Consider the following 26,743-nt stretch of genomic DNA (forward strand, 5'->3'; position numbering starts at 1 on the left):
TTCGTTTTATATGTTTCAATTCTATAGCATATTTTAACATGAAAAATTTTAGAAACATAGAAAAAAATTCAAAAACTATTTACAATTTCATGTGTTTTATTACATAGTGATTACAAGAAAAAACACCTGCTCGTGAGCAGGCGTTTTTAAAGGATTTCATCTGGGTTTTGAGGATGATGATTTCCCTCTTTCTTTTCATCTTTTTGGAACATCGATTGAATTTTATCAATTGTTTGTGGAGCTAACTCAATCATTTTTTCTGCTAAATGTGTCGCATTTTGTAGATGCAGAATATTTACTCCATCTTTATTCACTACAAGAAATGCTACTGGTGTAATAGAAACACCACCCGCGCTACCGCCACCAAATGCAGGGTTACCGTTCGCTCTTTGTCCATCATTCGTTTGGAAATCAGAACCTCCTGCTCCAAACCCGAACGCTACTTTAGAAACCGTTAACACCACACCACCGTCAGCCGTTTGAACAGGCTCTCCAACAATCGTATTTACATCGACCATTTCTTTTAAATTTTCCATTGCCGCTTTCATTAACCCTTGAATTGGATGATCCACCGTTCATAACCTCCTTTGTCATATCTTTCCTAGTTTTTCCGAAAGTTTGTGAACTAAACATAAAATTTTATATTGATTTCAAAAAACTTAAGTTGTAATATTTAGAAAAATAAAAAAAGAGGTCAATTCGTTATGATGCGAAAATTAACAAAGAAAGATCATGAACAAGTATTCGCTTACCTAAAAGAAGAAGCAGCCATTAACTTGTTTATTATTGGAGATGTTGAAGCTTTCGGTTATGACACAGATTTTCAAGAATTATGGGGCATATTTAAAGAGAATGGAACATTAAAATCAATTTTACTCCGCTTCCACGATTCATTTATCCCCTATAGTAAAGAAGACTTTGTTACCATTGATTATGAGACACTTCTTTCCGCATATAAGCCGCTTAAACTCTCTGGCAAGTCAACTATTGTAGAAAGATTTGAAACTGCTCCAAGTCTACAATTAGGCGCCAAAAATGAAATGTATTTTTGCGAATGTCTAAATGACAACAACTTACCTAGCACACCAATTTATGAAACAATTAAACTTGACTCACTCGATGATATAGAACGAATTATGCAATTAAGAAGTGACATCGCTGAATTTCCGACTACTAATGAATCAGAGAAAATATTAAGGCAGGCTATTGAAACAAATACAGGACGTACGTATTATATTGAAAAAGACGGTGCAATCATCGCATCCGCCTCTACTTCCGCTGAAAATTCATTATCCGCTATGGTAGTACAGGCGAGTTAATTCACCCGAGGCAGGACAAGCCTCACAAGGTGTTGCTGAATGGTTATCTATGACAGAAACAATATTCTCACAAGAGACCACTTTCTAGTTTACTCACAAGTAGCCTATGGAGGTGGTCTTTTTTGTGTGTACTCAAGGGGGAAAGTAAATGGCACTGCTTAGATTTATGATTAAGGATTACCTAGAAGATAAAGAACTCAGTGGGCTAGCTCCTAGGACAATACAGAGCTATGGAGATACACTCAATGAGTTTTCTCACTGGCTCACTACCGAGAAGGAAATCATTAACATCGAGGATATTACTCCACAGGTTATAAAGAGCTACCTCCTCTACTGTTCCAAGGAGAGAGGAAACGCTGTAGTTACTCGTAATGGTAAGCTCCAGCACTTGAAGACATTCTTTAGGTACCTAGAGGATGAGGACGTTATAGATATCCGTAGCAACCCCACTAACAAGATTAAGCCTGCTAAGACGGACAAGACAATCAAGGTGTACTCCGACGAACAGATAAAGCAGATGCTTAGATACTACAGGAGGATGCGCTCTCGGGAAAACACGTTGTATAGCTACCGAGGTCATACCGTGATAGTCGTCCTCGCGGGTACAGGCATAAGACTAGGCGAGCTGGTATCCATGAGGTGGGATTCCGTGGATCTACTCAATAAGACTATCACTATCTTTGGGAAGAATCGCAAGAGTCTGTCTACTCCGTTAACGGATAAGGTGGCTCGGGAGTTGTACGAGTGGAGATTATTCTGTGAGAAGTACTACATTAAGTTGCCTGCTCATGTGTTTAATGACCACAAAGGTAACCCACTCACAGTGAACGCTGTCAAGTTAATGTTCACCAGGCTTTCAGTTCGTATGGGATTCAAAACTACAGCTCACATGTTTAGACATACCTATGCGAGTAACTGCTTGAGAGCTGGAATGGACATATACACCTTGAGTAAGCTGATGCATCACTCCCAGATAAGAACTACTGAGGTTTACCTACATGCTTTCGGTAACTCGTTAGCTGAATCCAACGATAAGTATAACCCTCTCAATAGGTTCGACCTATAAGTAAACACAAAAGAGCCCTGCTCTAGTTTGGCGGCCAGACAGGACTCTTTCACAAAATAACTATGGAGCTATTTGCTTATATTGTACTACCCTAAGATACACTCTGCAAGTAGCTCCTATTAAGGAGAATATACAATATGAAGGAACTACGAAAATATCAATCTTTTAATTCAATTAATGAGATGGACAATTCTATTAGTGAATACCTGTCAGTGTACAAACTTAAAGAGTCAGAATACACAGTACTATGGAAGCTTGCTTGTTACTCATGCAAATTCATAGGAGTCAGCTACCTTAAAGTAGACTCTTTAGCTGACCTCACAGGATACTCTAAACGCACTATACAGCGTGCTCTTAAGGGTTTATCTGAGCTAGGAATCATTACTCGCATCAACCAATTTAAGCCTATTAAAGGTGGCTATAGTGCTTCAATAACAGTAATCAATCCCTATGAGAGTCACCTCGCTAAGTCACCTTGCGAGGAAGCTGTAGGGCCTACTCCTGAGTGTGTTGAGGAGCATCTTTCTCATACAGATACAATTACTTACAAAACTAAAAGCTCTAAAGATAATACATACGTAGACGAGCTAGGTATAGATCACTTAGTTGCTGTTGGTGTTCCTTCTGAGTTCGCTAGCTCGGCTATCTCCTACTTTGATGCAACTGAGGTGTACAAGCTATGGAGTCGTGTTCAGTTGGCTGCTCAAAAGTACGCACCCGATTTAGTTGATATTGTAGAGGTAGCTGTCTCAGGGTTACGCGCTAGTGTACTTATTAGCAAGATGAAACGTGTACGTGATTTCACTGGATATTTCTATGGCGTTCTGGCTCAGAAGCTATCTACTGCTCAGCGATCTCTTAAGTGCAAACTTTTCAACTTCCTTCAGTAGCATTACTGTAGGTAATAATCCCTCCTATCTGGTTGCTGTCCTATAGCTCTTTAACACAGGAGGTATCTCTATTTAGCTATGCCCGATTGGTTACCAGGGTGGCATTGCATCTGGTTCTTGTACGATTATCCAATTTAGGATAGTCCTCAGTGGGTTGTGTCTAAGGGTCTGGCAACTGATTAGGTATATGCTCGATTGAATGCCATATGATGTAAAATAACATCTCCATTTTCGAGCCACCTCATAAAACGAAGCTCCAGTTTCCCTTGTATGAGCTTTTATCATCCGCCTTATTACATTTATACCTAAACCAGTTATACAACGTGTAATAAGCTTGTACGAACCCTAAAGAATTTTACACTTATTCGAGCTTTCTTTGGTAACCAAAAGAGGTAGCTAACATAATTGGTTGTAAGGATAAACTGTGAGGCAAAGAAAGGGATTTAAAAAAGTTTCCAAAAAAGTATTGACGGTTCTAGAACTTTTAATTAATATGTAATTAAGCCACTCAGGGAATGAGGTGAACATGGCAATTGGAAAGTAAGCAACAAAAGTTTTACGGTAAAGTCAAAGACTTCTACGAGCTGGAGTCCATCGAGGATGCTAAGAGGTTTTATACAGCTTTTAATCAACTCAATAAGATCAACACTGTAGATAAAGCTAATAAGATCGATAAAATGTTAACTCGTATGTATGCTGGTAAGAAGTTAACTGACTAACCTAAAACTACACAAAACAAAATAGCCCTACTCGGTAGTTATACTTTGGCGAGTATACCGAACAAGGCTACGCAATTCAGTCGAACCTATAAGGCTCTTTGCTCCCTATAGTATCACGAGCAGGAATAGCTGTAAAGGTTCGACTTCACAGGAGGCGAATAAGTTGAAACTCAAAGAATGAGTTAAGTCAACCTTGGTAGCTGGCGGCAGCATAAACTTTCTTTACGCAGTCGGTTACATCGTTTCACTCATGATTGTACACCTGTAAGCATTACCTATCTCGTGTAAACAAATAAAAACTAAAGGGAGAGATTTTTTATGACAACAAATACTATTCAACCAACTAATTTAGATATCGCTATGGAGGAGATCGATACTCTAGTATCCAACTTCCAAGACTCACTAACTCGCATTACTAATAAAGTTTGCACAGTAGATACATTCCAACTAGGCCTTACGTATGTAGTTATCTTACGAGCTGGCAAAATCTCTAAAACTCTTAGTTTTAATTTAAACGAAATAACTGAGGAGGAATGTCAATGAAAAAGCGAATAGTTGTTTTCCTGTTCAGCATTATCCTGCTGAGTGCCTGCAACAGTTCTACGATCTCCGAAGAAGAATACAACTCCCTAGAGGAAGGGATGACACTCTCAGAGGTTGCAGACCTTGTAGGAGGAAAAGGAGAACGCACCAGCTCTAACGGCTACATAGACGTAACCTACGATGGTGACGGAGAGGAAACTGGTGAGATTGACTTTGCGGTAATGATATTCGAGAAGGGTAAACTACTGGGGTGGGATCGACAAGATAATAATTAAGGGGGCAGAAACTAAAATCTCTAGGCCACTCCCCCTCGGGCTGACTCTCATTGAGTCGGCTCTTTTGTTTTCTTCCTCAGAGTTACCATTACGGTAATTGAAATTATAGTTTGCGCTCATGTGAATACCCTATGCGAGATTGGTCTACCGGGGCAATACCCTGATGTTACAAATATGCGTTTTCTGCGCAAGAACACACCCCGCAGAAACCCCTCCCCTATGGACATAAAAAAATGAGACAACCTAAGGTGGCTATCTCATTAGTATTCCTATCGTGAATAGTATCGGAAACAATAATGCTAGACTCTGTAGACCAAACCATATAGATCCAGCTAACACTAGGTACATTAGAGCTATAAACAAGTATAATCTCCACCTATGAGACCGACTCTCTAGATCTAATCTTCTTAGCGCTGACTTCCTCTGCGGTGCACTCATTAGCTTCTGTCTTCCTTTCTGTTTATTATTATGACTATCTAGATGACCTTTAAGGCAGCCACCTCACGGATACAGATCTATCCTCGGACTTCATATAAGGAACTCAGCAGCACTATGCATGCCAGCTTCTCGCTCCTTCGAATATCTGTAAGTGTTTATTAGCTTCATAGTATTCCTTTGTTACTCTCTTAGTCTTAACCTCTTCGAGTTCGCCACCTACCGAGGTGATTGCCTCCTCAGTGTATTTCTTGATTAGCCGCTTGAACCTCATTTGCGCTATGATGGGTTTCCCCTCCATAGGTAAACACTGTTGCGTAGTAAATTCTTGTCCGTTATCTAGGTAGGTTATATTTACTTGGTAATAGTTCATATTAGTTTCTCCCTCTCTTCTGCATGTTTAACTCTCTTTTACCTTCCTCTGTGAGAGCGTGTCTTTTGTATTCGAACTCACTAACCTCTCCGGAAGTCACGCTGATTAGTTCTCCTTTAGTAATTGCCATTGCTTTTTCGTAAGCCTTTCTAGTTGCTTCTGTGTATACTACCATCGCTTTTTGTACATCACCCTCAACGTCAAACCAATAGTTAACCTCGAATAGCTCACTGTTTTGTTTGTAACATGATACTACTACAAAGTAATTTCTCACCTGTCATCTCTCCCCTTTATTTATGCCACTAGGCAACCTAGAGGTAGAACAAGCTACCTCATTAGTTATCCTGTAGGGTGTACCTTAAAGCTTTCTGATTGACTGTTGAAGGCCCCCATAGTCGAATCTTGATCCAGTCTGTGCAGAATCAACTACCTCGCGAGATACTTGGTTGATACTAGCTTTCAAGTCCTCTCCATTGATATCTACCTCGCCTTTGTGAATATGCTCTACTACTATTTTGCTACGTCCTCCAGTGAAAGCCTCCAAGCCTGTGCCTGCTAGGGCTACGTCTGCTGAGTTAGCAACTCCTGAGAATGCTCTGCCTACAGATCGCTCCATAGCACCTACTTGAGTTAGCGCTGCCTCGTACCAAGTAGGGAAGAATGCTTTGCCTGACTTGTCTAGGTCTGATAGAGCACCTTTCTTGGCAGGAGAGAACGGTAAGTAAGCTCGGATGTTAGACATACCTCTAGAGACTGCCGAGACAGCGTCTCCGAAGCCTGATGTGATACCATTAACGAATGAGCCTAGCAGTCCTTTACCAGAGTTGTAGAACGTTCTAAAGAATCCAGTGAACTGGCTCACCATACTATTGATTCCGCTACTAACTTTGTATACCGCATCGTTAAACCCGTTAGCTATTCCTTCTTTGAATCCGTTCATCATATCGGTAGCTGCTCTTCCCATCGAGCTAACTTTATCCTCCGCAGCCCTAACCATATCGTTAAACTTCTGTTTAGTGTCATTTACCATCTGGTTAAGCTTGTTAACTGCATCAGTTTTCATCTGCTCGTATTTCTGGATAGCTTTATTCTTCATTTCTTCAGCCTTATTAGAAGCATCCGTCTTCATTTGCTCCCACTTCTGAGCTGCGTCAATTACTAAACTCACAATTTTCTGTACAGCTTCCCTCTTAAGTTCCTCGTATTTTTGAGTTACTTTGTCTTTCATCTCCTGAGCTTTAGCTTTGGCGTCCTCAACTGTTTGGTTCCAGCTCTTCTTAGTATCAGACCACCATTGCTTAGCTCCTGCGACCATCTCGTCGTAGGCTTTGATGACCTTCTTTTTACCTTCTTCCCACTGTTTTTTCATCACATCCCACATCTGCTTGCAGAACTTAACAACCTCATCCCAGTTTTTATAGAGCAGGACACCTGCAGCGATTAACCCTACAATGAGAGCAACTATCCAAGTTATTGGGTTAGCCCACAGAGCAGCATTGAATAGTAACATTGCAGTTCTACATAAAGTTAAGACTGCTTGAGAGTTCTTAAGGAACGTAATTAAGTTTTTCAGTGAACCTACCACACTACTGATTATCCCTACGAGAGCAGAAATCCCCATGAACGCTTTAAAGCCTACCCACACTGCTGCTATTATAGGTATTAACCAATTAGCGTTATCTGCTACGAACTTAATAGCTGCTGATACTAGACCTAAAACGGTATCTAAAGCACCCGACTCTCTCGCCCACTGTAAGAAGTCTGCTGTTAATTGTAAGACTTGCAACGATACAGGATATAACGCTTGGACAATATCCCACAGAGTTAACACTAATTGTCCGATTAGATTCATAATGACAGGTGTACTTTCTTGTACTTGCTTAACGAAGTTCTGAAAAGCTGGATTACTCTGTAGACCAGCAGCCCACTTGGCGAACTTATCAGTCAAACTAACCATTCCATCCCCTAGCTGCATCCCTAGTGGAGTGAAGGCTATCATGATATCCCCTAATCCTTTAAGGATGTTACCTGCTGATATCATTACCTTTTCAAACATAGGTACTGCAAATGTGTTCATATGCTCGAAGAACTTATCAGCTTTACCTTGAGTAATTCCTTCATTCATTTTGCCAATCATATTAGAGAAGGACTGTCCGACTCCTTGGAAGGCAGGGAACAATTTATTCATAGTCAAACGGAGGAAATCTGTGGAGTTAGCCACGAGGCTTAACGTAGTAGGAGCCATCTTGTTTTCCATATCTCGCCAAGCATCACTAAGTTGGTTGATAGCTACTACAGCTTTCTTTTCCTCCTCAGTTAGGTCTTCCATGATAGCCTGCACGAGGGCCATCTGCTTAGCGTATCCTTTAGTGTCCCCAGCAATCAAAGCTGCATTAGCCTTGAGCTGGGCTTCTTCCAGTTGTTTGGCGGTCTCCACAGTCTTCCCTATCGTGGTATATGCCAGTGCTCCGAACCCTGCGGCAGCTACCCCAGCAGTACCGAACAAGGAAGCAATTGCACCGAGTCCGCCTAGCAGAGCTGGAGTCATTGCAGAAGCGCCTATCGTGATACCCCCTATGATAGCTTGCATCTTTCTAGCCTCTGTTGAGGTGTTCCTGAAAGTATTACTAGCTCTGTCTTGAGCTTGTATCATAATATCTATGACTGAAGCCATTTAGTTTCACATCCTTTTAGTTATGAGAACGCACCAAATAGCCTACCTGCAAAGTAGGCTAGAGAGTTGTCGTCCTCACTAGTTATTAATTATCAAACAACTGATTGTAGATATTTACGTTAGATGGATTACCAGCATTCTCCTTAGACTTACGGAACTTACGAGATAACCCTAAATCGTCTAACAGTTTGACAGCCCTATTCTCAAAGTCAACCATACTAACTTTCTCGTTAACCGCATACTTCATAGATGTACCATTCTTTCTCCAGCTCTTAATGAAGTTAATGAGAGCTAGATCTAACTTAGTAATGTCTAGTGGGTCTAAGTCATAATTCTCCTGGTACCACTCTAGGTTGTCGCTATACCAGTTCTTTTCGTCCTCGGTTAAGTTGGCTAGGAAATCCTTTTGGTACAATCCATGAATAGGTGCTCGTCCTTTTTCTAGGTTTTCTTTCATCTTCTTTTTTCCCTCCTCAGTTTTAGCTCCTGTAGATTTCCCTCCGTGCCAGTTACAGCGGAGGTTGATCTCATTAGATGGCTTAGTAGTACATACCTTGTTCTTCATGATTGCTCCACAGATACTCGTTTCCTTCTGTAGCTTCTCCTTGATAGCTGCCATCTCCTCAGATTCTCTGTTGAGGTCACCACTCATGAGCCTGTCTCTTATCTCATTGGTATACTCCCTCAATCCTTCTGGAAGAGGTTTAAGTTGTGAAGGTAATCTCCCCATACTACTACCCCCTCTGCCCTAACCCTAGGCTAGCCATGTAGTTATCATAGTAGGCTTGGTCTTCCTTGCTCATCTCGATAGGTTTTTCTTTCTTGCCAATGCTGATTAGGTACTCATCGTATTCCTTTTGGAACTTAGCCTGCTCGTTAGCTTTCTTCTGTTCAACAAATGCTCGCTTGCCTTCCTCAAGTTGTTTATTCATTCGATCAATCTTCTCGTTAAACTCTTTGAATCGTCTCTCTAGTTTCATTTGTGCTACTCGTTGATCTGGGTTCATGTTTGTTTCCTCCTCGTCTGTTTGTTTATATTAGAAAGCCACCTTCTGAGCTATGGCTGTTCGTCTGTTGTGTAGCTTTCTAGTGGAGCCGATCTACCAAGTTAGCAACCTCCACCTATGTAGTCTGGTTTCAGCGATTACTAACTCAGCATCCAACTCTAGGGTAATGCTATATGATATCCTGGCTCACTTAGATACGAGATAGGTTAATCAATGTTTGGTGATGTAACTCAATACCATTATTTTTGAATACATTCTTGATAGCTTCTTCAATCTCTCGAGCGATAGCCTCAGCTTGTTCGCTTGCTTGTTTGTGGTCTTCATTGTTCATTTGTACTATTGTCTTAAAGTCTTCATTTTGGTCTTCCTCCCTAGAACTAACAGGCTGAAGGCTTTGTGTATCTACGAAGCCATATTCTGTAGCTAAGTCTTTAGACTCTACCGGTACTGATTTAAACTTAAAGACATCTTCCTCTATTCCTAATGCTTTGTTGATGCGAGCTGGAGCGATCACTGATAGGTGAGCCTTTACGTTTTGCTTACGAGCTAAGTCCCCACGAGAACGGAACACTTCTCTTGTAGCTTCTCGCTTCTTCTCAGCTACCTCCACTAACTTCTCTTGTGTAGACTCAATCTCCTTAGCTAACTCCTCTAACTTGCCTTGAGCTTTCTTTTGTTGAGCTAGAGCTTGTTTGTCGTTCTCATCAATTACTAAGCTAGCCTCTACTACAGTTAATGCTTGTTGGATTTTAGACTGATTAGATTGTGCTTTAGATAATTGACTTTGTAGATCCGACTCTTGAGCTAATACTTTGTCTAACTCCTTTTGTGCTGTCTCCTGTTGTTTAACTTTACCGCCTGCAATAATTCCTTTTAGTCTGTTCATCATTTGTCATCTTCTCCTTTTGGTTTGGGTTTAGTTTGTATTGAGTCGGCTAAGGGGTAGCCTGTGAAGCAATAAGGTTAGGGGGTTATTCAGTAATACCAATTAATCTAGCTATCTCTTGTGTACCTTTCTGGCTAACTAACATCTGTAACTTACCTTTCTCTAGAGGCTTGTAACCGATGTAGCCTTCATCCTTCAAATATGAATAGTTAGCTGTATGAACCCATGAGCCTTTCTTCGTGTAGTAGATTACCTTGAGCTGTCTCAGTAGGTTGTTCAATTGTTGAGCACTTCTGAGACCAAGCTGTTTAGCTGTACTCTCCATAGTCGTAAACCCTTCGATGTCTAACACCTTCTCGTGGTAAGCTATGACAGGCGCTTGCTCATCCAACTGAGCTTGTAACCTCTCCCTAGCCTCCACCTGTTCGACCAACTGCAGTAGCGCTTCTTTGTAGGTATTCGGTAGAGCTGGCTGTTCAATAGCCTTTTCCATCTCGTGGAAGCGATCAATGTAGGCTACTGTAAAGAGGATGCCCTTCTCGCCTGTCATCTTGTTAGCTACTAATTCACAACCCTTACGTGTAAGAAGATACTTTCTTCTCGGTTCACCTTTGAGATCTAAGTAAGTTGCTTTCTGGAAATAATCTAACGCCCCCAAATTTGGGTTGGTTAAAAATATATCCATGTAATTATCGATATCTCTTAATAGGTGATCGTGTCTTTTCCTTGTCATGCTCGCAATCTCTAAGCTATCAATGAAGTTTACCTCTTGGTTATTTGCCTGTAAGTTATTTGTCATTCTCTCCATCTCTCCCTTTTAGTTGTTTACTAGCTTACCTTTTTCACATTTTGACCGTGTTGATAAGGACAGCCTACCTCTCTCATAAACTGAGAAATTCTCTCCAGCATCTCCTCAATGTTATACATCGTTACGCGGATCTCACCAATACCACCCTTGATAGTAACTTCTTCAGTAACTTCCTCAATCCCGTTAGCCCACTCAAATGTCTCTACAAAATGAATACTCTTCTTAGGCTTGTTAGTCGCTCTCATATCGTTACCGATGTAGTACGAGTTAGCATGCACTCCTCGTTTGATATGAAGGTAACCCTTTGAGACTAACTCCTCTACGTGGCGTTTTACTGTTCTCAAGTTGTACCCTGTTAGGTTTGCCATGTCAGTATAAGTAATCTCTCCGCCTACAGTAGCAATCATCTTAATAACGTCAAACGTAACTTGTACGCTCTCCTTTACAGTTACACCCTCGAACAGTTCTTCCAGTTCCTTAGCTTCGATTCTAGATGACTCCTCATTCTCTGCGGGCTCTCCTGCCACAGCTAAGAACTCATTGTATTGCTCCTCAGCGGAAAGTCCTGTATGACCGTTCTCTGTACGCCAAACTAAGTAGTCGTTCCATTGCTTGTCCATTAGATCACCTCCATGTGTTTTTGTTTGAGTAGAGTGTACTCTCCTTCGCTTACTTCCATACAGTCGATACTAATCAGGTAAGTAATACCTGAGTCATATACTTGTCTGTAAGTATCCTTTATGAGCCGGATATGCTCATCTTGTTTGCCAACTCCGCAAGCTGCAATGTGATGGCCTATGAGAATGCTGTCAGTATTCTTGAAGCGCCACCTCACAGTGTAATGCAAATAAGTTTTATCCATTAGCTTTTCACCTCCATAGTCTTCATTGCTTGTAAGTGTTGCTCCACTTTCATACCTCTTAGCTTTGACTCGTAGTCCAACTTCATCAGTTCTAACTCGTTATCAATCTCTCTCTTTAGTAATCTCATTTGATATTGCTTTCTCATTATCATCCTCTCCCTATTTACCTTATTTGTACTGGCTCCTTTGTTACCCTTTCATAACCTTGATTAACTTCTCCGGATGTTCAATCTTTAGTGCCGTGGCGATCTTACTCAGCGTTACCATGTTGATCGACCCCGTAGCCTTAACCCGAGATAGTGTCGCTCTTGTGACTCCTGCCTCCTCAGCTAACAATGTAAGCGTCCTGTTGTGTTGCTTACATAGTCCATCTAAATCAATGTAGAACATGATTGTCATATTGGCTTCCTCCTTATTAGCTTTAATCTATAAGTAATGTCAAAGTGTTTAAACAGTTATGCAGCCCCTCCAAAAAGGAGCCAGCCAAGATAAACTCAGCTGGAATATCAATCATCTGGAGAGATGATAATGAACTTGTCACTATGATTTGGAGAATCTGTATAGGAGGTACAAGTGTTACTCCTTCTAGCTCACTCAAGGGGGAGAATGAACTAAAAGCAACAACCCTTGTTTATTTCCTATACTATTAAGTAGCAGCATACCCCTCATTAATTGCTTCATATATAAAGTAGTATTACTATGGGGTAGTATCTCGTCTCAAAAGGTTAACTCCTCCTATTGAATTACGTTTCAAAATAAGACACAAGATATATCTGTAAAGAACGAACAAAAGAGCTACCCTCCTCGGGTAACTCAACTTCCTTTTTCCACTGTTTAGCAATCGGCTTCCGGGATGTCATTAGTACTTCGTAGATTCCGTCTTCAGTGATGAAAGTTGATATCTGTTCTCCTCCAAGGGTCGAAACATTGTTTAGTACCTTGTCTTCTTCTTCAACCATTCTCATCATAACAGTCAAATTTGTGTGTCCAATCCACTCAGCAACATCCTTCGCTAGGAAAAGCGGCTCCTCCACAGTTCCATAAACTTTAAAGCCTTGCCCTAGAACTTCCTGTTGGTGTCCTACTGTTAAGTTACTCGTTAATATCAACACCTCATTGATTGCTTCATATATATAGTAGTAACCACCAGACAAGATTCTGTCTCAAAAGGCTAACTTACTGTGATGCAATACCGTATTTCGTATAAATTAGTACTAGTGTGAGCTATGTCTGTTTTTCTCCTCCACTAATAAAGTAGAGTTATACCCCTTATTAATTCCTATACTCTGTAGTAGCCCATCCGTTACCTTTGTTACTCCCTCATATATATAGTACGATTTGAGCAACTACCTCTTTTTTTTACCTTCTCGTATATACATGTTTTACTTCCTCTATAGATATAGTAGTTGTAGGTGGACTACCTCTTTTGCTCCCTATATATACTGTACTTCTTGTGTGACAGTATCTGTTTTTTCTTCTACAATATAGTAGCGATAAGGTAGTCCCCTTTTCCCTATATATAGTAGTTAAAAAGTAATACGCTCTTTTAGGTGGTTCACTAATAAAGTAGCAATCTGGAGGGTATCCCTCATTAGCCCTACACTGTTGTTTGAGAATGGTAAACTATCAGTGTAGGGAAAAGAAGGCAAGTCTGAGTAATCTATTCCTTTTTGTATAAGATCTAACAAGCCGCCAACTCGGGGAATAATGTGGTGTTAATTTGTAGAACACTAGTCCAAACAGAGGTAAGAAAAAACTGAGGAGCTATACTTCGATAGCTGAGAAATCATGAAGATGACCGTGTAAAATGACAATAAAGTTATTTAATTTTAAAATCTAAAACACGTATAACCCCGCCTTAAAATCAGAACGGGGTTAAAATATATCTGTTTGATTTTTGATGTGAAATACTTCACCTCACTTAAAAATAAAATTAGACCCTTCTATATTCGTTTACCTTCTCGTATAAAAAAACATTTGGCACAACATTTTTTTAGAACGGTAAATCATCAAGGTCTATCTCTACTTTTACCTTAGACAATCTCATATCTATGTTATCTAACACTATTTTTTGTTTATAAGACTCCAATCGTTGTAACAATTGATAAAAATTAACAACGATTGAAAGTGGGATATCAACTGCAGTTCTATACCTATAAGCATTATCGACAAAACAACTAATTAATTTACTATTGTCTTGAATATACGTTTCCAGAGAGCTATTTCGAATAAGAGTAGATAAGTAATTCATTATTATATTAGGGTCACTTACTGGCTCGTATCTATCTGTATGGCTTAATACATGTTTCGAAAGTATTTCTGCAAAATCCCTATATAGGCCCTTTTCCTCCTCTGTAAAGTTTATTGCCAATATACCTTGGGAAATATCAAATGAAATGTCCCGAAACGACATATATCTTTCAAGAGGATCTAACCGAATCATTTTATCAATAATATAGTTAAATTTAAAATTAGCAAGACCCTCACCAATAATATTACTGAACAATTTTCCAACAAAATAGATCTCACTTTGATGGTTATATATCCCTTCCTCAGCCGTTTCCTTTGGTAATTGCGTTACCGGCCAGTTCAAGAGAACACTTCTCCCCTCCCGATCTTGTCCTACTAATTTTTTACCAAAACCAAAATCAATAACCTTAACATTTTCATGTTTATCTATCAAAATATTCGCTGCACGAATATCCCTATGTAATATATTCTTAGACTCTAGATACACAAATGCTGATATAGTCTCAGTAAAAATCTCCCCCCAACCTTTCCCAAATAAAGGTTGAAAATCAGCAATTGAAACCCCATCAATATATTCCATTTGAAGATAGCCTAGTTTACTTTCAGGATACAAATAATAGTTATAAACCCTTACAATATTAGGGTGGGATATTGTAAATAAAATTTTAATTTCATCAACAAACCGTTCATAATACTCATTAATATAGTTAGTGTCTTTAGGTGCATACTTTTTAAATGCAAAAAACATATCAGTAGTTTCATCTTTAAAGAGATGTGTATCTCCAGTACCCCCTTGACCAAGTGACTCAATATGTATAAATTGCTTTACTCTATCAAATTTAGCTACAGTACCTGGTTTGACCATTTATCTACACTCCCATTTTAACTATTTTTGTATTATTTTAACATAAATACCTCCTTCTATATAAATAAAACAAGTAAAAATAGTATTTTAATTTAGTTAATCGCATTCTCCCTCCTATTTGATATCGACCTCTACTTTCAATCTTGTACAATAGTACCACCTGTTTAGCTATTAACTTACAATACTGCATTAGTACTTCATAGATCCCGTCCTCAGTAGGTCTTTCTAAAAGTGCTCATTTTTGGCACTCTGTACCTTTTTAGCCACCTCAAAAACACCTGTAATCCTTGGTATCACTAGCTTTTGCTAGGGGTCGGCACTATTCGGCTAGCTCTACGTACATACACTAAGTAGTTAAACCTATGGAGAATAAACCTAGTAGTTAACCCTAATTAGTCCATCTCAGTTTTAAAATATATATAAAGGTCTACTGAGGAAGGACTCTAGGAGTAATACTTTAAAGATTTACCTATCTCGATAACGAGAAGAAAAGACTTTAAAGTATTACCTCTAGAGAATAATCTATTAAGCTATCTCACTATAGATCTTTGTTTTAAATATTTTAAATACCTATAACCTAGAGAAAGATAAACTAAAAGAGGTATACCTATAGAGAAATACTTTAAAGATTTACCTTCTCTGTACAGAGATAGACAAGTCTTTAAAGATTTTAACTCTATAGGTATAGCTCTTTTGGCTTTCTCATATAGTTATTGTTTTAAGTTCATTTAAAATTCAATACTGAGGAAGGAGATCTATATAGGTATTCTCTTAAGTTCTTTTATCTTTTCTTAAGAGGTTATTCTATATAGGTATCCCTAATTAGGTTATTCTCTAGAGTTCTTTTATTTCTTCCTCTAGGAATTATTCTAATTGGTTAGCTATCAGATATATCTTTAAAGCTAAACTCATTAGTTTAGTTGCAATAGTGTATCCATGAGACGGCAAACTAACAGAGAATACTGTACGAGTAATCTGTTAGAGCTGGTACCTGTAAGGAACTTATAGAATACGTCCAATAAGTGATATTGATAGGACAACTATGAGAACGAATAGAATAAACCAAGGGGGATGTTATATGGTTAAACACATTGGATTAGGAGCCTTACTTATAAGTATCGGTTTATTAGCTGCCTGCTCACAGGAAGAAGAAGTTACCACGAAGGCACCATTTGAGGACTATAAGCCATCTCAGGGATACATAAACGAGGGAGAGTTCGAAGCTCTTGAAGATGATATGACTCATGAGGAAGTAGCTCAGTTGATTGGCGGTGTAGGTGAACTCTACAAAAAGGAGGGCTATATAGAAACCATAATCTACAAAGGTGAAGGCAATATAGATTTTGCTATGCTGAGATTCGAAGATGGCAAGTTGGACATGTGGAACAAACACGATAAAGAATAATTACTTTATAGGGATTTACACATAAGGAGTTAGGCTAAGGAGGTCTACTCCTTTATTACTACGTTCTCATAAGAGTCTGCTCAGAAGGTCTGTATGTTTTAGACAGTTGAGAGTTGGATCTATTTAGTTTCCTTAGAGCGCTGTTTCTATCGAGGCGGAAAACTATAGAAGGATAACTACCGGAAGCGAATGTTGAGTATGACTTTTAGTAAAACTGAGGAGGCAACACGACCAGTAGTTATAATGGAGCTAAACCTAACTTTTTATTTAGAGCTAATAACTGGTAGCTTTATCAGTAGTAAACTAAACGATAGCCCACACAATACTAATCCATTTATATATGACTTGGTAATTGAGCTATAGAAATTTCCTTCTAAGGTATGAGATCTATCTGGTTTACTTTCAAACTCAGATTTATCAAATGTATCACCTAGAGCTGGTAGATTTATAGCAACTGACCTGTTCACTTCTGTTAGGATACATCCTTGCTCAATAGCCCACTTCCTCATAGTATTGAATTGTTCTTTACTAGAGTTCGTCCTATCAAAGAATTGCCTTAACCCTTCCGAGGTTAACACTATGAGTTTGTACCCACCAGATGACTGAATAGTTTCCTTCTCTTCCTTGTCTACTCTGCTTAGTAAGTCTGTCATGTTTCTATATCCGATAGCACCCATCAAGATATCCTTAGCAACAAACCATCTTACTCCATTATCCTCGTAAGTTCTAATGCTACCAAGTTGCGACTTAACGATTGAGAACATATCTATCCCTCCTCCTTAGTTTCAATTATATGTCATCTCCTATTAGGAACCAATAGTATTCGTATATTCTGAATATAGGTAATACCTAGGTAATACTGGTGAGATAGCCTCGATGTCCCGACTCTAAATTTTATTTTTCTGGTGGGGTGGTTGTCTCAATAAGTAAATACTTGGGGGCAATTTTCCTATATGATTTCTCCTACATAAGTTTAGGTGCGTACGAGCGTACCTACCCCTGCCTTATAAAATGTGGGGGCACCTACCGAGGTGGTAGCTAAGAAGGCTGGTTACTACTGGCCATACCCGAGGAGGCAGGACTATACAGTTTACACCGTAGCCAACTCATTGGCACACACATTAAGGCAAACTAACGAGCAGGACACATAGCATACACTAATGCAATGATCACTAAGGTATACACAGCGAGAACGGATACCATATGCCCTACTCGATAGACACAGCACAGTAGGTACTAACCAATGTGATTCCAAGCATAGCAGGTATACATGTAGAGCTAGGCCATAGCACTAGTCATATAGCTACCTACTCATACAGGGCAATATAAAGCCTACGAGAGGCTAATCTATATAGAGCTATCTCTGCGAGTACAGTATCTTAAGCAAGAATAAACGAAGGACTTACGAGGCAGGACTAACCTAGTATCCCCTCTCTATGTGTAGCTCAGAGGAAGGTTCAAGAGTTCAGCTCTGTGTTTGCTGCCTTATCGTTGTAACTAAAACGATTACTTCCTATAGCATTAATTATGTAAACTAATTGATAGTAAGTAGAGGGTATCTAATGAGCCAGGATACATTGGTACAACTACATTGTCTATCTCACAAGTAGCTGCTGCATAAAATACTGTATAGTTGTTACTGTATAGAACAGTGTATAAAGGCTAATATTCGAGCAAGCAATATACAGATTATAATCTTGTAAGCACTTCTATTAAGCTATTTCTATTCAGTGATACTTATGCAATCACTGTTGGGTATAGGTTTGATAAGGTAGCACAATTAGAGTAGTACCTATCAGGGTATGATCAAAGGAGGTTTCACCTTCTCAGGTTGATCTGAACAGTTATGTTTTTATAACTTTAAAGTTCCTATGTTGATGTACTGAAAAGTGACTCCATCGAGGTGAGGGTTTTCCTCACTAGGTAATTAAAAACTTGAGGAGAAAATCAGGCAATAAACAACTCACAAATAAAAATCCAATTAGAATATCTTTAGATTACCTATAAAGTGACCTAGGAGTTATTCTAATTGGATTTTCTTATTTAATAAGACATGAATCTGATTAGATTATACTCTAAAGTGAATCGTTAAGTAGTACTCACTTGCTACCTTTGGAACTTCCTATTAGCTATTTCTATCGGATTTGTTCCTTTTGGAAAATCAACAGGGAATCCACTAATCTCTAAGATATTACTTCCCAGCTCAACTCGGATATTTTGAACTCTATCAATTTCTATTTTAGAAAACTTGAACATATCAGCTATGTCCCCAACATATTTTCGTGCTTCTAATTGTAACTCCGCATCTGACTTTACATTGTCACCCGCATTAAGTAACGGTGTTATAGCTGATAGTAAATAATTGATTATACCAATACCTTCATCAATTTCTTTGTGAGAAGCTGCATATTTAAGACCCCTAACCAAATCAGCATATGCTATTTCTATATTTTCTCTTGGCTGTGATATGATGTATTGAATCTCCTCAACAGCTGCAGTTGGTTTCCCCTCAGTTACCTGTGATGCTAACAGGTAGTAGTTTTCAATAGTACCTTTTCTTAAAACGAAACAACCTGACAGTTCTAATACATCAAATAAAGAAGTTAACATTTGCTTTACGCCATATAAAACCTCTCCATTATTGAAGCTTTTAAGCTCTTCAGCATCAATCTCAAGTAGCGTCGCCATCCCCGCTCGTCTCTTGGCAATCATTTCATCTTTTTCAGTGTCACGATTAATCCAATAAGAATGCCGCTCTGCCAATAGATGTATATCCTCCCAATGTTCATCAATTGTTTTTGTAAACATGCTATATACACTCCTTGAGAATGATGTAAAATCAGCATGTGCCATTCCTCGAACTTTTTCTATTATCTTCTCATCATCAGCAAATATATTAACAGATGCAATATTATCAGCTACAGTATCCAAATCAGTTATTACAACTGGCGTTTTTCCTATTAATCTCATTAACTTCACTACAACCGGAATTTCACCCTTTCCAATAACAGGAACTAACTGTGCGCCTCCCGCTTCTAAAAATATTTGTAGATGTTGATTTAACGCATTACAAATAAGTACATCACTTGGCCCTTCTACTAATAATGGCTTTGAACTAAAGAGTGCAGACTTATGTGCTTGCCCTAGTCTGGTAAGTAATTCTTTTACTTTTCTATTATTAAGTTCTCCTGCCTGTGGATCAATTTGCACTGGTGGCTTCATTGTATTCTCAAAAAAGACGATTTTAGTTAAATCTTCTGGAACTAATAAGCTAACAAACTCTGTAGAGTGGGTTGCCAAGATAATCATTTTTTTTGATTTATCCTCTGGGTCTCCAGCAACCTTCTTTATCTCCTGAAATAAAAAAGCTTGTAATTGTGGATGCAATGAAATTTCTGGTTCGTCTATTAGAAGCACACTAACTTCGTCATCATAAAGCGCAGAAAGAAGTGTTACCAAATGCAATAGGCCACTCGCTTCTCTTGTAGCAGAATAAGGTTCTCCCTCTAATCCACTAAACTTTATTTTTAACTCACCTGCATCCCATTCAATAAATATATTTCTTTTAAAAAGTGTACTTAATCTCTCACTTACTTTTATCCTTATATCATGTCTCACACTCAATGTATGGACATCACCAGAAATACCTTCAGCCTGATGTCTATACTCCCTATAACTCACTCCACCAAATGTCATACTGTCATGATTTGGATAAGTTATACCATCGTGATTTGAGCGAAGGGTTTCAATCTTCGAAAGCCGACCAGCTGTCACTAACCTTGTTTTTCTATTTAAATATTCATAACCAAATATTTCTTTTAGTTTTCTTAAAACTTGAGATTTACCAGATCCATTTGGCCCTAAAAATGTAGTTATTCCACCATAAAAATTTATATTGAACACTTCTGAAGAAAATTGGTTATATATTTGTATTTCTTTATGGAATGGATAAGTTATTGTCTCCACCTTCTTTTCTAATAATTCTAACTCTAAAGTTTATTTTATCAGATTACTAATCCATTTTATACAATATACAAAACTAAATATTAAGCTTCTGAAAAACTACCAAACTCCCCCTCAGACAAACCTTACGGTCTTCCTCTCTCTCGTACTACCTGTGAGCCATACCTTCTCAAGATAAAGGCAAAAGAGATCAACTATCTAGTCCTCTTCCTAAGTCTAACTCCATAGAAAAACACTGCTTAGATTCAAACAGTGTTTAGGTGATACCTATTTATTTTCTTCCCCCTGAGCTGGAGCTTTTGGAGAAATACCATTAATCTTTAAAGCTAGCTCAACAAGTGCATCTTCTCTCTTGTCCTCATTCTGAATCTTAGAGAGTAAGAAATTGCCAAAATAGAAATGGTGAGTGTTTACAAAACGATTGTGAAACTCTGTTAATGATTTTACAGTCTCAGAATGCATCTTTAAGTAAATTACAGCAATAAAATTAGATAGAATAGCTCCTATCGCACCTACTGAAGCTACAATTACCTTATTTTCTAGCTCATTGGAACTGTTAGCGATTAGAAAATATAAAGTTATCCCAATTATTGCAAAACCAATTACTATGCATACTATACCAACAAAAAATATCCATGAACTTTGTTTAAGATTCTCATCATAATATCTTTTTAATTCGAAATGATGATGTTTAAAAAGTGTCTCCGACCGCTCTTCTAATGATGAGTACGAAATACTTAATAGATTTAATTCGTTCTCTATCTCCTGAAATTCAGTTATATACTCATTTGATGGTTTCATTAAGGGGTGTAAAAAACAAAACATTACTAGGAGTGTAAACATTATTATTGTAATGAGTAAAAAAGGACTTGTAAATGTCCCAAAACTATTTTCTTTAAGAAAGGCTTCTGCAACATAGAACAAATATGCAAGTGCACAGATACATACAATACCTAAAATTAAGTAAAGTCTGTTTCTATTCTTCCTCTCAATAATCAATTGATTCAATTCTATTTTTCTCTCTTTTAGTATAGTTCTACGTGAAGTTGGTAGTGGATTAGTATTCATCTTAAATTCCTCCTTTAATCAATATATCTTTCTATTATATTATAACGTACCATGATTTAACAGACGATATTTACATCTCTTATAACGATTAGCCAAGACACCCAACCTAAATCACTAATTAATACTAAACTTGAGAACCCTGACTCTGGGTTATACCTTCTCAGGATAAAACAAAAGAGATCGACTACATAGTTATCCTCCTCAGGTTAACTACATAATCCATCTCTCTAGTTACCAGTTCATACACGAGCTAGGTAAATCCCTTAGTTCAGCTTTCTTTCCTATCTCACAAGTGTCCCCTGAATAATTTACCTCTGATAGTTATTGACTCACAAGTCTGTAACCTCTATAATTTTCCTAAATGAATAACTAAAAGAGTGGTCACTCATAGATAAAACCTCATCAGGCTTAACCTCCGCCTCTACTTCCGCTGAAAATTCATTATCCGCTATGGTAGTTGGTGTATGTACACACCCGAATTATCGTGGAAATGGCTACGCTTCACTCATACTACAAAAAATGATTCAGGACTTTACGAAAGAAGGCCGAACACTTTGTTTATTTTATAACAATCCAGCTGCTGGACGAATTTATAAACGACTAGGATTTAAAGATATCGGGATGTGGACGATGTATCGATAATAAGCAATCGTGTTCGCTTAATTACGATACTTTAGAGGTTGGAGACGTACAATGAGGAATGTTTTTGTGCAATACGGTTGTTGATACCGTTCACTCTTAACGATGTTTATCGTTATCCACATTTTACCCTACATCTTACTATTTGTACAAGCGGTAATATGTGAATTCCGTTAAATAAATACCGCAATAAATTCCGTATTCCGACGAATTTATCCACAAAAAAGACCGCCCTCTAAGGCGGTTTTCTTGTTGTATTCATTTTTCTTCCATCGCATCCAATACATGCGTCTTCAAATATAAATACGCCGATATCTCCTCTTTCGTCATCCCTCTATCAGCACACACTCCGTCTAACAGAACCCATTCAGAATCTCCTACGAAATTCAAAAAGCGCTTCTTATCTTCAGCTACTACCAACATCATGGCTAACTCTTCAGTACTTGTTATCTCACGTTTCCGTCCTAGCTCATCGATATAGAATACGGATATTTCATTATCTGAGCGATACACCTCAAATTGAAACGTCTGCTTCCCTCGCTTCACTTCAATAGGATACCACTTTAGTTCTTCGTAACCTGGCATTGATGTTTCGTATTAGGGTGCGTGTCATATTTCGACTCCTTTTTCGTTATGTAATAACTACACAACTAAGTTTACCAAAGTTCCATTAAGTAAACGTTAAGCTAGCTTAACGATTTTAATATACATTTACTCTATATCTATCATATTGTTAAATTTAAAAGTAAGTTTGTTATGGAATAAATAAAAAATTCCACACATATACAATTCCATTTTGTTGTTGATTTCACAAATTATCCCTATAAATATCAATATATCTATTTACTTTTAAAAGCCAATATTATAATATACTAAAAGTAATACACACATAGGGAAGGAATGGAAAATATGTTAAAAAAACTAAAAAAGGTTATGTTTGTTGTAATTGCTGCTATTACGTTATCTACAGGGTTAGCAACAATCGCCCCAAAAGAAGCTTCAGCACATTGGGCAGATCCTCAAATGGATTGGGCTATTAGAAACTATGTCATTAAATTTGATATGAGAGATAGTCCGGCGTATCGAAAAGACTTTTGGATTATGATTGCTAATTATTCTCAAAGACGGTACAACTCTTACGATGAAGCGCGCCAGTATGTAATAAATCGAGGTATTTCTGACGGATCACGTGGAGCTGATCGGATCACTCGTCATGAAGCGGTAGCCATGCTCTATCAAAAGCGTTTCAATAGCCCTGCATGGTCTCCTAAAGGTGGTTTCAGTAATTCAATTGCATGGGGAACAGGTCAAGGTATTTATGACGGTAGTCGTGGAAACGACTTTGCAACCAGAGCCGAAGTTATTACTATGTTATACAAATACACTGATAAGGGTAAGTGGGGCTAATCGTATATCGACTATGTCTCTAAGCCAGCATACATAGATATATAGATAAAAAGAATGCTGTGTTTAAACTTGATGAACCGAACAAAAATAAAAGCCGCCCAACAGGACGGCTCTTATTTTTGTTAATCAAACTATTCTTTTATTTAAATGAACCCCAACTACTAACACGTTTTCCGTTTGAAGTTTCACCAGTTGCAATGTAACCATATCCGTTTGAACGTGGTTGACGTATCCATACATAACCGTCTTTTTCATAACCGAATGCATCATACTTTACTTCATCGCCTGCATTAAGTGTAGCGATAATTGGAGCATCAGTTAATGGTGCGGTACGAAGTTTAATAGATGTATTTAACTTAAATACACCGTCTTGTTTTGTAAACCAACTAGAATCATATTGACTATTTGCAATTGTTTCATCTACTCCAGTAAACCATGAAAGAGGTTTATCTCCTATAAGTGAGTTAAGATCACACTTACCAATGCCAGGTACATTTCCAGTTTCAGTGTACTGCCAAATATCACAAGGATACGCTGGCTTATTATCACCATATCGCGGAATCCATACAAAATCAGCTTGTATATTACGCGCTCCAAACGAATCATACGTATGATGCCCTACATATAACCCTATCTTTTTAGCTCCTAGTCGGCGTAGTTCATCGATAAACGCCTGTGTCCCACCTTGCATATCACTCATTGTTTGCACTTCAACATCAGCTACCCAAAACTTAGCTGATTTGTCACCACGAGCCCAAAAGTCTTGCGCTTCTTTCTTGGCATCGTTGATAGATACAAAACGACAAAATGCATAATTTCCAAAAGGAATATTCCTTGATTTCATCGCTTGTACATATCCATTATACAAAGGGTCTACATAATTCGAACCATCTTGCACACGTGCAATTACTAAATCTAATTGCGGTCCTGCTACATCCCAATTAATGTCTCCATTCCACTTAGAAATATCTGCAATATAACCCATTATTCAACATCTCCTTTTTTATTATCATATTCAGAGCTTGTTTTTTTGCTCTTACCACCTAAAACTTCTACTGCGTTTGTTAACGCTGAAGGTAACGGGATTCCCATACGCCCTGCATTTTCTAAAAGTGAAAGCAACTCATTTCCGATAAAGAAAAAGATTGTCGCTTCACGAATAGCACTATTACTTCCAAGTGCTGTATCTAACTGAGTCGCGACTCCAACCAAAAGAAAAAGCACCACCTTTTTGGCGATGCCTTTAAAACCAACTTTACTTTTTAGTTCTCCGTTGTATCCTGCTGCTATCATGCCAGTTAAATAATCAATAACTGCCATCGTCACTAAGATTTTCAATGTTGCATCCCATCCTCCCAAAAAATACCCGCAGAATCCACCAAATGTAGCTATAAATGTTTTCAATAATACATCAATACGATCCACTTATTTACCTCCTTTTTTAAAAATAAAAAAAGCCCACTCTATTGCGCGCTTGTAATTAAGTCTTCTCTTCCATTTTCAGTTAAGTATTTATCAATTCTTTCTTTATATGCTTTCATCTTTGTGACGATAAATGTATACGTAAAAACTTCATCAATTACTCGTTGAGCCATGTACTCAGCCATGTTGCGTCAGCTCCTTTTTATTAGATACTAGAAATAATTAATTCATCTAAAGCTTGCTGCATTAATTCTTGTTGCTTTTTAAGCTTATCAAGTTCACTTGGTTGTGGTATTTGTGGCTTGTTCAACTCATCCAGTTCTTCTTGTGTGATTGTTTCAATCCACTTGCCATCTTTAAAAACAGGTTTCCAGTTTGGTTGTGGGAGGGGAATCTCTGTTGCATTATCAGGAATATCATAGACGTCTTTATACCCAATCACATCTTCCTCTTCATACCGCACTTCTTCATTCCCGTATATAGGGTACTTATAACCATCGGCTAACCATCGGCTTCTTCTGTTCCGATAACCACCGTTTCGATTCTCGTTTTAGTAACCATACCTCTTATTTCTTCTTGTCTTGGAAAAATAACATCATCACCTATATAAGCTCCTGTGTCTTTGTTGTACAAATAAATATGTTTCATTGTTCAGCCTCCTTAAATGAGATACGTAAGTGTGAATGACCAGAATTTCAAAGGGGTACTTCCTTCGGATATCCACTCGCAATGGACCGAACCATCCGCACGAATGGTAATAATACCTTCAGCGGAATTTAGATCACTTTTTATATATGAACTTGAAAATCCCATATCACTTAACGGACGGAAAGTTGTTGGAAGTGTAGTAATGATTTGGTTATTTTTTACGCCTATAACATTAACAGTTAGGCAAACGGTATTTCCTGTTCTTTTTACCTTAGATGTTTTACCTGTTTGATTTGTTACTCCGTTTAGTAGAGTTAGGTTTGTCCAATCGGTGTCGTTCTTTGTTTTGAAATCAGCTAGTATACTGAAAGTTTTAGTTGCTGTATCGTGTTCGAAAACAGTGAGAGCATTTACGTTATCGTACAATCTAAGCTTATTGGCGCTATTCATACCTAAATTAGTTTGGACTGCTCCATCTTTCGACCATAATATATCCCTAGCCGCCGTTCCAGTTCTGTCCAACGTCAAGTTTCCACTCATAGTATCTCCAGCTTTTTTAAGTACGTTTGTACCTGAAGCTAATATGTTAAACGCGTCAGTGTCATGGTTGTAAGCCCACGCTGTTTTAGTTCCTCCAGTGGAAGGAAAACCTTGAAGAGATGCGCCTGTTGCACTCATAGTCATTTGCCCTTTTTTAACTCCCCCAGCTGTCCACTGTAAGGTTTTGAAACCTCCAGTGATGTCCATGTCAAGATTACCTGTCATAGTGTCGCCACTACGTTTAACAACGTCTGCCTTATCGACCGCTACTTGCAAAGCATCTATCTGTTTCTTGAGCTTATCAAAGTCTGAAATATAATCTTCTATTTGGATAGACCCTTGCTTCACATCACTTCCTAACGAAATACGTATATCTTGCGTTGTAAAACGTTCAGTCCCTTTTTCAAAAGCAAAGTAACCAATCCATACTCTGGCACTTGATACAGCTTCTTTTGAAACGGTATATTCAAACACTCCATCTTTTGCATTCGTAATAACTGCATCGTCACGAACGAAATTACCGTAGGGGCTAATTGCTTCATACTTTACTACATAGCCCGTTAAATCCACTGGTTTCCCTCGTTCTTTCAGGTTAACAATAACCTTAAATCCTTTTCGATCATTCTCCCTTGAACTTATCGTTCTCGTCATGATCATGTTCGCTAGATCGATTAGCATC

General features: G+C 38.3%; 29 protein-coding genes and 3 pseudogenes. 9 read left to right on the forward strand and 23 right to left on the reverse strand.

Features of this window, described 5'->3' with window-relative positions; genetic code table 11:
* Positions 1 to 146: 146 nt before the first annotated feature.
* The gene (ytfJ, locus tag QEP67_RS17330; protein ID WP_000349987.1) at positions 147 to 572 is read right to left on the reverse strand and encodes a GerW family sporulation protein; all 426 of its coding nucleotides are present in this window, start codon (positions 570 to 572) and stop codon (positions 147 to 149) included.
* Positions 573 to 704: 132 nt separating this feature from the next.
* On the opposite strand from ytfJ, the pseudogene QEP67_RS17335 reads away from it, so the two are divergent.
* From QEP67_RS17335 to QEP67_RS17360, 6 genes and pseudogenes are all read left to right on the forward strand, one after another.
* Positions 705 to 1,307: pseudogene (locus tag QEP67_RS17335) on the forward strand (GNAT family N-acetyltransferase); the annotation flags it as partial.
* Between the two features lie 160 nt (positions 1,308 to 1,467).
* Positions 1,468 to 2,385, forward strand: coding sequence for a tyrosine-type recombinase/integrase (locus tag QEP67_RS17340; RefSeq protein ID WP_088093158.1), 918 nt, complete (start codon positions 1,468 to 1,470; stop codon positions 2,383 to 2,385).
* 137 nt (positions 2,386 to 2,522) lie between these two features.
* A complete protein-coding gene (locus tag QEP67_RS17345; protein WP_353706331.1) occupies positions 2,523 to 3,275 on the forward strand; it encodes a helix-turn-helix domain-containing protein in 753 nt (250 codons plus the stop codon).
* Positions 3,276 to 3,808: 533 nt separating this feature from the next.
* Positions 3,809 to 3,994, forward strand: a complete 186-nt coding sequence (locus QEP67_RS17350) for a hypothetical protein (protein WP_000444252.1) — start codon at positions 3,809 to 3,811, stop codon at positions 3,992 to 3,994.
* Positions 3,995 to 4,312: 318 nt separating this feature from the next.
* Positions 4,313 to 4,537: a hypothetical protein gene (locus QEP67_RS17355; RefSeq protein ID WP_088093157.1), complete on the forward strand. Its 225-nt coding sequence runs from the start codon at positions 4,313 to 4,315 to the stop codon at positions 4,535 to 4,537.
* Positions 4,534 to 4,812 carry a hypothetical protein gene (locus QEP67_RS17360; protein WP_353706332.1) on the forward strand — a complete coding sequence of 93 codons (279 nt, stop codon included), beginning with the start codon at positions 4,534 to 4,536 and terminating at the stop codon, positions 4,810 to 4,812. Before QEP67_RS17355 ends, QEP67_RS17360 begins: the two co-directional genes overlap by 4 nt.
* Before the next feature lie 809 nt (positions 4,813 to 5,621).
* Here QEP67_RS17360 and QEP67_RS17365 read toward each other — a convergent pair.
* The 11 genes from QEP67_RS17365 to QEP67_RS17415 form a co-directional block, all read right to left on the reverse strand.
* Entirely contained in the window at positions 5,622 to 5,894 is a 273-nt protein-coding gene (locus QEP67_RS17365; RefSeq protein ID WP_353706333.1) for a hypothetical protein, read from the reverse strand.
* Between the two features lie 84 nt (positions 5,895 to 5,978).
* Positions 5,979 to 8,294 carry a hypothetical protein gene (locus tag QEP67_RS17370; protein ID WP_353706334.1) on the reverse strand — a complete coding sequence of 772 codons (2,316 nt, stop codon included), beginning with the start codon at positions 8,292 to 8,294 and terminating at the stop codon, positions 5,979 to 5,981.
* 85 nt (positions 8,295 to 8,379) lie between these two features.
* On the reverse strand, positions 8,380 to 9,024 hold the full coding sequence (locus QEP67_RS17375; RefSeq protein WP_097879366.1) for an HGGxSTG domain-containing protein: 645 nt from the start codon (positions 9,022 to 9,024) through the stop codon (positions 8,380 to 8,382).
* Positions 9,025 to 9,028: 4 nt separating this feature from the next.
* Positions 9,029 to 9,301, reverse strand: coding sequence for a hypothetical protein (locus QEP67_RS17380; protein ID WP_353706335.1), 273 nt, complete (start codon positions 9,299 to 9,301; stop codon positions 9,029 to 9,031).
* Positions 9,302 to 9,491: 190 nt separating this feature from the next.
* The gene (locus tag QEP67_RS17385; protein ID WP_353706336.1) at positions 9,492 to 10,190 is read right to left on the reverse strand and encodes a hypothetical protein; all 699 of its coding nucleotides are present in this window, start codon (positions 10,188 to 10,190) and stop codon (positions 9,492 to 9,494) included.
* Positions 10,191 to 10,272: 82 nt separating this feature from the next.
* Positions 10,273 to 10,986: a Rha family transcriptional regulator gene (locus QEP67_RS17390; protein WP_353706337.1), complete on the reverse strand. Its 714-nt coding sequence runs from the start codon at positions 10,984 to 10,986 to the stop codon at positions 10,273 to 10,275.
* 29 nt (positions 10,987 to 11,015) lie between these two features.
* Complete coding sequence (locus tag QEP67_RS17395; RefSeq protein WP_353706338.1) at positions 11,016 to 11,615, reverse strand: winged helix-turn-helix domain-containing protein; 600 nt, start codon at positions 11,613 to 11,615, stop codon at positions 11,016 to 11,018.
* 241 nt (positions 11,616 to 11,856) lie between these two features.
* Positions 11,857 to 12,003 (reverse strand): hypothetical protein, encoded by a 147-nt coding sequence (locus tag QEP67_RS17400; RefSeq protein ID WP_353706339.1) that lies wholly within the window; start codon positions 12,001 to 12,003, stop codon positions 11,857 to 11,859.
* Between the two features lie 43 nt (positions 12,004 to 12,046).
* Positions 12,047 to 12,256, reverse strand: coding sequence for a helix-turn-helix transcriptional regulator (locus tag QEP67_RS17405; protein WP_353706340.1), 210 nt, complete (start codon positions 12,254 to 12,256; stop codon positions 12,047 to 12,049).
* A gap of 344 nt (positions 12,257 to 12,600) precedes the next feature.
* On the reverse strand, positions 12,601 to 13,011 hold the full coding sequence (locus QEP67_RS17410) for a Bro-N domain-containing protein (RefSeq protein ID WP_353706341.1): 411 nt from the start codon (positions 13,009 to 13,011) through the stop codon (positions 12,601 to 12,603).
* Positions 13,012 to 13,850: 839 nt separating this feature from the next.
* Complete coding sequence (locus QEP67_RS17415; RefSeq protein WP_353706342.1) at positions 13,851 to 14,972, reverse strand: protein kinase family protein; 1,122 nt, start codon at positions 14,970 to 14,972, stop codon at positions 13,851 to 13,853.
* Between the two features lie 1,078 nt (positions 14,973 to 16,050).
* On the opposite strand from QEP67_RS17415, the gene QEP67_RS17420 reads away from it, so the two are divergent.
* Positions 16,051 to 16,377, forward strand: a complete 327-nt coding sequence (locus tag QEP67_RS17420; protein WP_353706343.1) for a hypothetical protein — start codon at positions 16,051 to 16,053, stop codon at positions 16,375 to 16,377.
* A 263-nt stretch (positions 16,378 to 16,640) separates the two neighbouring features.
* Here QEP67_RS17420 and QEP67_RS17425 read toward each other — a convergent pair whose 3' ends face one another.
* The 3 genes from QEP67_RS17425 to QEP67_RS17435 all read right to left on the reverse strand — a co-directional run bounded on the left by QEP67_RS17425 (position 16,641) and on the right by QEP67_RS17435 (position 21,408).
* Positions 16,641 to 17,141 carry a BRO family protein gene (locus tag QEP67_RS17425; protein ID WP_353706344.1) on the reverse strand — a complete coding sequence of 167 codons (501 nt, stop codon included), beginning with the start codon at positions 17,139 to 17,141 and terminating at the stop codon, positions 16,641 to 16,643.
* 1,342 nt (positions 17,142 to 18,483) lie between these two features.
* Positions 18,484 to 20,343, reverse strand: coding sequence for an AAA family ATPase (locus tag QEP67_RS17430; protein ID WP_353706345.1), 1,860 nt, complete (start codon positions 20,341 to 20,343; stop codon positions 18,484 to 18,486).
* Between the two features lie 264 nt (positions 20,344 to 20,607).
* Positions 20,608 to 21,408 (reverse strand): hypothetical protein, encoded by an 801-nt coding sequence (locus QEP67_RS17435; RefSeq protein WP_353706346.1) that lies wholly within the window; start codon positions 21,406 to 21,408, stop codon positions 20,608 to 20,610.
* Between the two features lie 420 nt (positions 21,409 to 21,828).
* Here QEP67_RS17435 and QEP67_RS17440 point away from each other — a divergent pair.
* Positions 21,829 to 22,050: pseudogene (locus QEP67_RS17440) on the forward strand (GNAT family N-acetyltransferase); the annotation flags it as partial.
* 255 nt (positions 22,051 to 22,305) lie between these two features.
* Here the strand turns inward: QEP67_RS17440 and QEP67_RS17445 are convergent.
* A complete protein-coding gene (locus QEP67_RS17445; protein ID WP_064056643.1) occupies positions 22,306 to 22,632 on the reverse strand; it encodes a hypothetical protein in 327 nt (108 codons plus the stop codon).
* Positions 22,633 to 22,956: 324 nt separating this feature from the next.
* Between QEP67_RS17445 and QEP67_RS17450 the strand changes: the two genes are divergently transcribed.
* Positions 22,957 to 23,454 carry a hypothetical protein gene (locus tag QEP67_RS17450; RefSeq protein ID WP_064449651.1) on the forward strand — a complete coding sequence of 166 codons (498 nt, stop codon included), beginning with the start codon at positions 22,957 to 22,959 and terminating at the stop codon, positions 23,452 to 23,454.
* Between the two features lie 139 nt (positions 23,455 to 23,593).
* On the opposite strand, the gene QEP67_RS17455 is transcribed toward QEP67_RS17450, so the two are convergent.
* The 7 genes and pseudogenes from QEP67_RS17455 to QEP67_RS17485 all read right to left on the reverse strand — a co-directional run bounded on the left by QEP67_RS17455 (position 23,594) and on the right by QEP67_RS17485 (position 26,742).
* Positions 23,594 to 23,866: an SH3 domain-containing protein gene (locus tag QEP67_RS17455; protein WP_239661033.1), complete on the reverse strand. Its 273-nt coding sequence runs from the start codon at positions 23,864 to 23,866 to the stop codon at positions 23,594 to 23,596.
* Positions 23,867 to 24,439, reverse strand: a pseudogene (locus QEP67_RS17460) (glycoside hydrolase family 25 protein); the annotation flags it as partial.
* On the reverse strand, positions 24,439 to 24,879 hold the full coding sequence (locus tag QEP67_RS17465) for a phage holin family protein (RefSeq protein WP_048566513.1): 441 nt from the start codon (positions 24,877 to 24,879) through the stop codon (positions 24,439 to 24,441). The gene QEP67_RS17465 and the pseudogene QEP67_RS17460, both read right to left, overlap by 1 nt.
* 38 nt (positions 24,880 to 24,917) lie before the next feature.
* Positions 24,918 to 25,061: a hypothetical protein gene (locus QEP67_RS17470; protein WP_000852846.1), complete on the reverse strand. Its 144-nt coding sequence runs from the start codon at positions 25,059 to 25,061 to the stop codon at positions 24,918 to 24,920.
* 20 nt (positions 25,062 to 25,081) lie between these two features.
* Entirely contained in the window at positions 25,082 to 25,339 is a 258-nt protein-coding gene (locus QEP67_RS17475; protein WP_139056561.1) for a hypothetical protein, read from the reverse strand.
* Positions 25,340 to 25,377: 38 nt separating this feature from the next.
* Positions 25,378 to 25,524, reverse strand: a complete 147-nt coding sequence (locus QEP67_RS17480) for a hypothetical protein (RefSeq protein ID WP_175365394.1) — start codon at positions 25,522 to 25,524, stop codon at positions 25,378 to 25,380.
* 12 nt (positions 25,525 to 25,536) lie between these two features.
* Positions 25,537 to 26,742 carry a BppU family phage baseplate upper protein gene (locus tag QEP67_RS17485; protein ID WP_353706347.1) on the reverse strand — a complete coding sequence of 402 codons (1,206 nt, stop codon included), beginning with the start codon at positions 26,740 to 26,742 and terminating at the stop codon, positions 25,537 to 25,539.
* Position 26,743: the final 1 nt, after the last annotated feature.

The organism is Bacillus cereus group sp. MS39 (assembly GCF_040448665.1).
GTDB classification, from domain to species: domain Bacteria; phylum Bacillota; class Bacilli; order Bacillales; family Bacillaceae_G; genus Bacillus_A; species Bacillus_A wiedmannii.